Origin of the sequence: Streptomyces graminilatus, from assembly GCF_001418565.1 — a bacterium.
GTDB classification, from domain to species: domain Bacteria; phylum Actinomycetota; class Actinomycetes; order Streptomycetales; family Streptomycetaceae; genus Streptomyces; species Streptomyces graminilatus.
The window spans coordinates 1-9,041 of record NZ_LIQQ01000377.1 but is presented as its reverse complement, the minus strand read 5'-3'; the positions used below and the strand labels follow the sequence as shown (position 1 = coordinate 9,041).

The window sequence follows — 9,041 nt, the reverse complement described above, 5'->3', positions numbered from 1 at the left end:
GCGCCCGGCCGGGCGCCCCTCGCGGTTCCCGAGCGGCTTCGCTCCAACGGCCGTGTGGACGCGGGGGAACTGGCCAAGGTGGTCCACGGGGCGGGGGCTCGATCGCGCCTGGCCCAGCAGCGGATGACCTCGGGGCTGCACAGTTGGGCTGACGCCGGAGTCTCAGCCCTCGTGGAAGCACCGACAGGCACGGGCAAGAGCTTCGCCGTACTCGCCGCGGCCATGGACTGGCTCGGCGGTGCCCCGGATCGCAGCGTCGTCATCGCCACCTTCACCAAGCACCTGCAGAGCCAGCTCGCCCGCGACGTCGACACGCTGAACCGTGCCATGCCCGGTCTTCTGGAGGCCGCGGACCTGATCAAGGGCAAAGCCAACCGGCTCTCGCTGCGCGCCCTGGTCACTGCTCTGTCCGACGCGACCGGATCCGGCTCGCAGAGCGACAGGCAGGGCCGCTCGCGGTTCGTGGAACAGCTGAAATTCCGCGAGCTGGCAGTCTTCCTCGCACTCCGGCTGATCAGGTCCCCTGCCGCCCCCGAAGCATGGACCGCCAGGTCGGTGGATCCGGTCGATGTGCCTGCGTTCCTGGACTCCTACTGCGGACCGTTGCTGTCCCTGTGGCTGCAGTCGCTCTCCCAGACCGGCGGAGACTACTCCCCCACCGCGAGCTCGGCATTGGCCGTACACACGAACACGGTGCACGAGGCAATCGCCTCCCACCGGCTGGTGCTGGCCAACCACGCGGTACTGCTGGCCCACCTCGAAGACCTTCGCACCCTCCCCGGCGAGACGATGCTGATCGTCGACGAGGCGCACTTGCTGGAGGACGCCGCCACCTCTGCCTTGACGGTGTCCCTCGACTACGGTGCGGTGGAGGAACTCGCGGGGTCCTGCCGGACCTGGCTGAGGGACGCCTTGGCCGGCCCGGCCCGGCACCGGGTGACCGATGCGGCCGCAGAACTGGAGACTCTTCTTGACCACGAGTCCCTCCCGCAGGCCGCAAGTCGGGCCTTCGACGTACTAGGTGGCCAGGACTCCTCGGTCGTCGGTTCCCGTTCCGTCACGCTGGCCAGCCCGTACGGCAGCGGCATCGGAGTCTCTCAGGTTCGAACTCTCAAGCTGCTGGTCCGCCGGCTGTCGTCCGTGTGTGTCAGGCTGGAGCGGGCGCTGGCCGGCTTTGCGCAGGCTCACTCGCCGTCCCTCGACTTCTTCGCCCTCGAAGCGCTCAACGCTCTGCTGACGCATGTGTCCCAGATACGCGAGGCCGCCGATGTCCTGTTGGCCGACCTCCGGGAGATACTCGGGGGCGCCCCCTCAGACGCCGCGCGCACGACCGACCCGACGCCGGCCGACACCGAGGCTTCCGACACGGACGCCGAGACCGATCTCGGTGATGCGGCTGACGAGAGCACGGGGACCGACTCCGACGAGAGATCCGACGCCTTCCAGGACAGGCTGTTCCCCTCTCCGCTGCCCAACCGCATCGTGTGGGGCGAAGAACTCGCCATCCCGCTCACAGGACTGCGCCACTACCGCTTCCGTCTGTCCTCCAGCCCCGTCGAACTTCCCGGCGATGCCCGATGGCAGCGTTTCCTGGGCTCCTTCCCCCGTACGTACTACGTGTCGGCAACGCTGCGTGTGGCGGGAAACTGGGACTTCGTCATGGGTCGCTTGGGACTGTCCGGGCTTGCGACGCTGTGCGTGGACAGCCCGTTCGATCTCGGGCAGCAGGCGGAACTGGTCTGCTTCTCCGACTTCCCTTCCTGGTCCGAGCAACAGGAGGGTGCCATGCGGACCGCCGCCCATCAGCTCGCCGGTTACGCGGCCGAAGCGGCACGGCCGCGCTTCGCGGACGCAGGCACCGACGGAGGAGCCCTCGTCCTCACCACTGCGCGCTCGACCGCCGGTGGCATTTCGGAGTTCGTGGCCGCTGAGCTACGCCGACGCGGCGACCCCACTCCGGTGATCAGCGCACTCGCGACGGGCAACGCCCGAGGGTTCGAGCAGTTCGCCGACCCTCAGAGCGGGGGTGGAATTCTGGTCGGCACCAAGGGTCTGTGGCAAGGAGTCGACGTCTCGGACCCCGAACGGCTACGCCTCGTGTGGATCAACAAGCTGCCCTTCGCACCGTTCGCGGCGCCACTGGTGGAGGCCCGGCGCGCTGCGCTGTGCGCAAAGGCCGAGGCAGCAGGGCTGGAAGACCCGGACGCTCATGCGACGGAGCACTACTACATCCCACTCGCCGCCCTTCAACTGCGCCAGGCGGTGGGACGCCTGATCCGCTCGGAGCGTCACCGCGGTGTGATCGTGATCAGCGATCGGAAACTGGCGGGGCACACAGCACTGCGCCGCGCCTATCGCCGCGCCTTTCTGGGGAGCCTCGACGAGGGACTGCTCCGCCCAGATCCCCGGACCGGCGAGCCGGGAGGGGGCAACGTCGTCACGATGGCCCGGGGGTGGGCGCGGATCTGGGATTTCTACGCCCGCCACGGCATCGTCTCCCCGCAGCGCGCGAACGAGCTCTCCGAGCCCGAAATGCTCCAGCGACACACTCTGTTGCCGCAGACCCTGCGCATCAGGCAGCTGGAACTGTCAGCGGAGGAGGCCGGGAAACTGTCGGCCGACGGCCAACTGGAAGGGGAGGTACTGAAGAGGGCGGCAGAGGTGGCGGGGTTGCTCCGGTTGATGGACGATCCGAGCCAGTTCCGCCTCAAGGCCGCCCAATGCGCCGTCATCAAGGCAGTCACCCAAGGACGCAACGTGCTGGGGCTGCTCCCCACCGGCTTCGGCAAGAGCTTCACGTTCCAGCTCCCCGCACTGGTCCTCCCCGGTGTGACCCTTGTCGTCAGCCCCCTCGTGGCGCTGATGCAGGACCAGGCACTGGAGCTCAACCGCTCCATCGGCGGCGCCGTGCGTGCGCTGATCGCGCCCTTGCGGGACTCCAGCAGCAGGGCGGGCAAGACAGAGGTCGCGGAGCAGTTGCTCAATCGGGCGGACCACGGAATCAAGATCATTTATGTCAGCCCGGAGCGCCTCTGTCAGCGCAGGTTCCGGGAGCTGGTCCGCGCCGCTGTGGCAGCTGGCACCGTTGGCCGGATCGTGCTGGACGAGGCGCACACCATAGTCCAGTGGGACGACTTCCGGCCTAGCATGCAGCGGGTCGAGCAGTTCCTGAGTGAGCTGCGCCAGACACACGCGCTGCCGGTATCCGCTCTGACCGCCACTGCCAACCACGCCGTACACAGTGGCCTGCGGACAGGTGTCTTCGAGGTGCCCGAGATCCCGCCGTCGCCCGGGAGTGACGCTGCCCGCTCGGAAGCCACGAGCCCCGTGACACAGGGCGGCTTGGTGACCGTCCGGGAAAACCCCATCCGCCCGGAGCTGGCGCTCTTCCGGCGTTCCCTCAGGCAGTCGAGTCCGGCCGTGGTGGCGGGCCTGGCTCGGCATGTCCTGGAGGCGCTCACGGGACACGCGGTGTTCTACTGCCTCACGGTCAAAGAGGTCGTGGCCCTTCACGCGTACCTGCGGGAGTACCTCGGCGATTCGGGCCTCCGGATACGCCGATTCCACGGCAGGCTCACGCAGGCCGAGAAGTCGGCCGTGATGACGGAGTTCCGTGAGGCTCCTCGCCTCGGAGAGGAGGGGTTCTCGCCCCTGGTCGTCGTCGCGACCTCCGCGTTCGGCCTGGGTATCGACCGCGACGACATCCGGACCGTGTTCTGCGTATCGGCCCCGACCGACATGGCGTCGCTTTATCAGCAACTGGGGCGCGCGGGACGCGATGTGGCGGGCAGTGGATCAGCGGCGGACGACGCCGCCCCGGCCAACGCCGCTCTGGCGCTCCTGACCACGAAGGGACTGCGCACGGTGGCCTTCATGACCGGGCAGGATCTGCACCCCGGTCTGCTGACGCGCATGGGACGCGCCGTACTGGCCTGCGACACAGTGCTGGATGCCCGGGAGATCACCGATCGTCTGATCGGCGAGGATGTGCGGTCGGGCCGGATCTCCGAGCAGGAGGGACGTTCGGCTCGCACCGCCGACACGTATGTGGCCGGCCTGATGCGCGCCTTCAGTCAGCTGTCACGGCTGGGAGCGGTCACCGACCATGGCGACTTTCCGCCCTTGTGCAAGGTTCGCCGGGGCGAGCTGGCTCCCGAGGACGACGAAGAGCCCGCCGTTCTCGAAGCCCTGAGCGTGGTGAACAGCCTGTCCGATCGAACCCTCGAAGCACCCGCACTGACCTTGTCCCGGCTCGATGTCAAGGCCCTGGACCACTGGCTCGCCGCGCGGGCGCGAGAATATCGCGAGCTGTCCGAAAGCCCGGCCGGTACATGGCAGTTGCTCAGCGATCTCCATGACCGCGGTCTGCTGGACGTCTCCGCCGCCCCCAGTCGTCACTGGGTGAGCGGGATCGAGGTCCACACCACCGAGCTCCCGCGGGACTTCCTGACGGCCCTCTCCGGCAAGGCGCAGCGGGCCGCCGCGGAGATCGACCGGCTGCGCGACTTCTTCGATGATTCCTCCACCTGTGCCCACCGTAAGTTCGCCGACTACTTTGGGGTAACCGAGCTTCCGGCGGCCTGCTGCACCACAGCCGCCAACCGGTGTGGCGCGTGCTGGGGAAAGCCCGACTGGCCGGTCGGCGAGACCATGCCGTCGGCCGCCGAGGCGCTGTTGACACCTAAGCCCCGTCCGATCGACAGCGCCGCACAGCCGGAGTCCCGGCGCAAACGCCTTGACGAGCAGGTCTTCCGGCTGGTCTGGGCAGTGCCGCGAGGTGTCCACCCGCGCAGCGTGTGGCGGGCCCTGCGCGGTGAGGACAGCTCGTACTCACCCAAGCTGGGCCGACGTGTTCGGCTGCCCCAGGGGCTCATCGGCAGCCGCTACTTCGGAGCACAGGCCGACCTTCCCCTGCGTGCGGTGGAGGACAGCATTGCCCGGCTGGCGGAATCCTCACGCCTGACGTCGTCGGGCGGGCTCTGGCGCAGTGTGCCGCTGGCCGGCGCGCGCTTCGCCACGCCGACGGGAGGAGGAGCATGACGGCCGCGGCAGAGATCACTTCCGGCCGGGTGTGGCGGCCGTACGACGACGACCCGCTGATCACCCAGGACATGGTCACCGGCCTGGACGCCTGCGATCCCGCGACGCGGGAGCGACTGCTGGTCTACCTTGGGGCGGTCGTGGCACACCGAGCTGCCCCCGTCCACACGACAGTCGCCTTCAACGCCCTTTACTTCGGCTACGACGTCGAGGCCGGCGGATACGTGGGAGGTCCGCTGGACTTCGGGGACTTCCCCTCGGTCGCGCGCGGCGACCGCCCGGACGCGCTGCCCGTCGGCGCGATGATCAACATCCGCACGGGCGGTGACCTGCTGCCCGCAGAGATCGTCTACAAGGAGGGGGCTCACCCCGCTCTCGATCCGTACGGAGGGGTCCCCGGCTGGATCTCTGGTGCGCCCTCTGGTGCCCGGGGGCCCGCGCTCCTCGTACCCGACGAGGCTCCCTCCCTTTTCGAGCGGCTCGTTTTCGACAGCGCGGCCTTCGGGCAGGGGATGGCACCCACAGCGGAGCGCCTCCAGCGGCTGCGCCGCCAAGGACGGACCGATTCGTTCGGGCACCTGCTTGTCGAGTCCAGGTACGACTTCGCGGACGCCGACCTCGGTGACACCGACTATTACGCCCGGTATCTCGTGACCCGCGGCCGTGATCAGCTGACCAGCGCCCTGGCGCCGACTCCTCTCCCTCTGCTGCTCGCTCCGGGATGCTCGGACGACGAGCTCATGACGGCCGTCCGGGGGTTGATGGGCACAGTGCGGCAGGCGCTGGCGTCGCTCGATGCGGCTCGGGTGTGGGGGGAGTACGCGTTCACTCAGGCCTCGATGGCCCAGCGGCTCGGGGATCCAGGCCCTCTGGGCCGGCACGACCTGGTCCGCCTGGCCGAGTCGACGGCGGGTCAGGCCGTTCCCCGGGCGGGCCGCCGTGCCACCCTCTCTGAATCGCGGCCGGTGTACACCGCGCTCGGCCAAACGTTGCGGGCTCGTCCGGAATGGCAGGACGCATTACGCGGCACCGGCTACCCGCTGGCTGTCTGCCATGCCAACTCCGTCCTGGCCGACTACGCACGGCGCGAGCACGAAGAGACAACCGGACTGCTCTCCTCCGGCGTCCGGCTGACCCTGGACGACCGCTGGCAAGGGGGCGGCGTGTGGCGTGCCGTGCTCGCCAAGGACCGTACGGAGACCGAGCCCTGGGGTGGCTTCACGGACGAACCGGCAGGCTGCGGCTGGGCAGAGAGTTTCCCTCCGTCGAGGGCCCGCGGGCCACAGGCTCCCGGGCCGGACATCGAGGTGCGGGCGACGCACCTCTCGGAAGGCGAAACAACACTTGGGGCCGACGCAGGGCCGGCCGGCTCGGCGATCGCGCCCGTTGCGGCCCCTGGGGAAGACCCCGTGAACCGAAGCGAGCCTGCGCGGGAACACCCGGACAGGCCGACTCCTCCGGCCTCCGCCGATGTCGGGGCTGACAGCGGTACGGGGGGCAGGACCGACGACAACACCGAAGGCAGCCCGCCGGACGCGGAAGCCGGGCAGTCGACCCCCGGCCCGCTCTGGCCCGACGACAGCGATCTTGGCGCTCCCCACCTGCCAACGGCGCATGACAGCCAGGCCGAGTGGTATCAGCCGCTCCGGCTGGCGCATGTGATGCAGGAGTACCTGCCGATCCCCGGGCACATCGGTGACGAGTTCCTTCTCTCCGGCTCTCCCGCCCGCCCTGTACGGGTCGTGCTCCAACACGCCGGAGTCAAGCTGCCCGCTGCCGAAGCCTGTCACGACACGCGTGTCACTGCGAGCACGACAGGAACCCGGTTGGACGGGATCGCCTGGCCGCTGGACTTCTTTCCCGGGATCTGGCTCTCGTTCACCTGGCAGCGGGGCAGCAACGTGATACATGCGCGGACGACGCTGCTGCCCCAACCAGTAACTGTCGACGGAGACCTCATCGAGCACCGCTACGACCCGATGGTGCTCACCCGTGATGGCTCCGCCGGAGTCCCAGCCGACATCGAACCGATCGAGGGTCCGGCTCCTCGTCAGCTACTGCTGACCGCGATCCGTCGGCTCGGCCTGCTGGACCGGTTCGGACAGGCGATGCTGGCCCGGAGGGATGTTCCGGCAGCCGTCAACGCCGTCATGAACGGCGCCCCCGTCGAGGCCGGCCGCATCGAAACCGCCCTCACCGGACTGCTCGCCACTCGGCAGCTGACCATCGCACGGGGCAGCCGGGACGAGGGGGGCCATACGCATCATCCGCCCCGACGAGGTGAGCCGATCGTGCAACTCGTCTGCTACCGGCCGCATCGGATCGATGTGCGGGCAGGCTCCTACGCCAATGACCTGCACCAGCAGGCGTCGGCACGGCCGGATCAACCAGTACAACTGCACGGCGTTGCCGGTTTCCTACGACGCATCGGGCATCTCGGACATGAGGCGACCGATGAGCAACGCGTGCTCTACAGCGAGGACCACCGCCGGTTCCGGTTGAGCGGTCCTCCCGAGTTGCCACGCGGTTTCACCTACGTACGCCCGCACAAGCGCGGGCGCTGACCCTCCGCCCACGTCCACGGGCGTGTCCACACCATCGATCGGCCATGTTGGAGCTTGTATGAGTTTGTCCCGGCAATCCCGCACCACCCCAGCCGGGGAGAGCGATACCCCCTATCCAGTCGACCTCGGACCTCTGCTGCGGAAGGGCATCTCCCCGGACCTGCTCGCGGCCCTCGAAGCGCTCTCCACCGCGCTCACGGAAACGCGATCAGCGACGCCCACGCCCTTGGCCGGCGCCTTGTCCAGGCTCACCGAGGCGGACGTTGAACACTCGCTCAATTCCACACCTGTGCAGCGGCGTCGCAATCTGCTCAGTACGCTCCGCATCCCCATCGACGGCACCCGGGTCAACCGAGCGCTCTGTCATGACGTACTGACTCGTATCCAGCGAGATCCGGAAGGTCCGCGAGCGCGGCAAGCAGCCTGCCATCTGACCCAGCCTGTCTTCCATGACCTGGCACTGGCCGGCTTTGAGCACACCGGTGGTGTGCCGGAAGAAGCATCGCGGCCCCTCACACATCGTTGGAGCCCCGCCCTCCTGCGCCTGACCGCTTGGGCACAGCTCGGGGCAAGGGTGGACAGCGCTCACATCTGGTCGTGGGCACTCATCCAGCCCTGGATGACGGACATGGGTGTTCCGGTGGAGGAGGTCCTGTCGGCCGCGCGACGGGTGGTGGAGCTGGCTCCTGACGCGGTTTCGACAGCCGAGGAGGAGGAAGGGGAAAAGAAGCAGGACGCAGCCGATGGCCCGCCTCGGATCGATGTCGAGCTCGTCGCCGAGCGTCCTGACTCAGACCAGCTCGGCGCTGCCTTGCAGTCCGTCAAGGAAACGCTGGAAGCCGCTGCCGAACCGGCTCGCCGTACGGCAGCGGCCATCGCCGCCGAAGCCCGCCCGGCTGACGCCGATCTGAGCGCGCTGCGCAGCGTCGCCGAGGCCTTCGATGTCGCGGCACGTGGTCTGCGGGCACACGGAGCACAACCGGCACAGGCAGATCTGGCCCATCTCCGGAGGGAAACCGACGCGGCGCTGGACCGGCTGTCCACCGCGCCCCTGCGGGAGCGGCTCGCCCAGGTGGCACGGCTGGCATGCCGACATGCCGATGCCTCACTCGCCCAAGATCTCGTGACCGCCTGGGAACGCGCACGCGCCATTCTCGACGTCTCCGACTGGGAAGCTGCGGACCTTGAGGATGCCGAGGCCCTCGACGCGTTGCTGACCATGGTGGAGTTGCACGCCGACGAACACGACCCCGCCGAGATCCTCGCTCTGCTCCCCACCGCAGTGAAGAGCCGGTGGCTGGCGTATCCGGCTGGAAACTACACGCAGCTCCTGTTCCGCCCCACAGACGAGAAGCCGCCCGTCGAGGCCGCCGTACAAGGCGCGGAATCCGTCCCCGCGGAATCGGCCCCCAAGGTGATCCCCCCGGAAGCCTACGC

At 68.8% G+C, this 9,041-nt stretch carries 2 protein-coding genes and 1 pseudogene; all 3 read left to right on the top strand.

Annotation, left to right across the window (positions count from 1 at the left end; all coding sequences use genetic code 11):
- Positions 1 to 171: 171 nt before the first annotated feature.
- Positions 172 to 5,040 (top strand): DEAD/DEAH box helicase, encoded by a 4,869-nt coding sequence (locus AOK08_RS29560; RefSeq protein ID WP_055531732.1) that lies wholly within the window; start codon positions 172 to 174, stop codon positions 5,038 to 5,040.
- On the top strand, positions 5,037 to 7,604 hold the full coding sequence (locus AOK08_RS29555) for a hypothetical protein (RefSeq protein ID WP_055531729.1): 2,568 nt from the start codon (positions 5,037 to 5,039) through the stop codon (positions 7,602 to 7,604). The genes AOK08_RS29560 and AOK08_RS29555 overlap by 4 nt, the downstream gene beginning before the upstream one ends.
- Positions 7,605 to 7,662: 58 nt before the next feature.
- A pseudogene (locus AOK08_RS46050) lies at positions 7,663 to 9,041 on the top strand (hypothetical protein); the annotation flags it as partial.

What these genes read in the sequence shown, in the direction of transcription:
- AOK08_RS29555 (WP_055531729.1), top strand. Translation starts at nt 5,037, where the DNA reads ATGACGGCCGCGGCAGAGATCACTTCCGGCCGGGTGTGGCGGCCGTAC.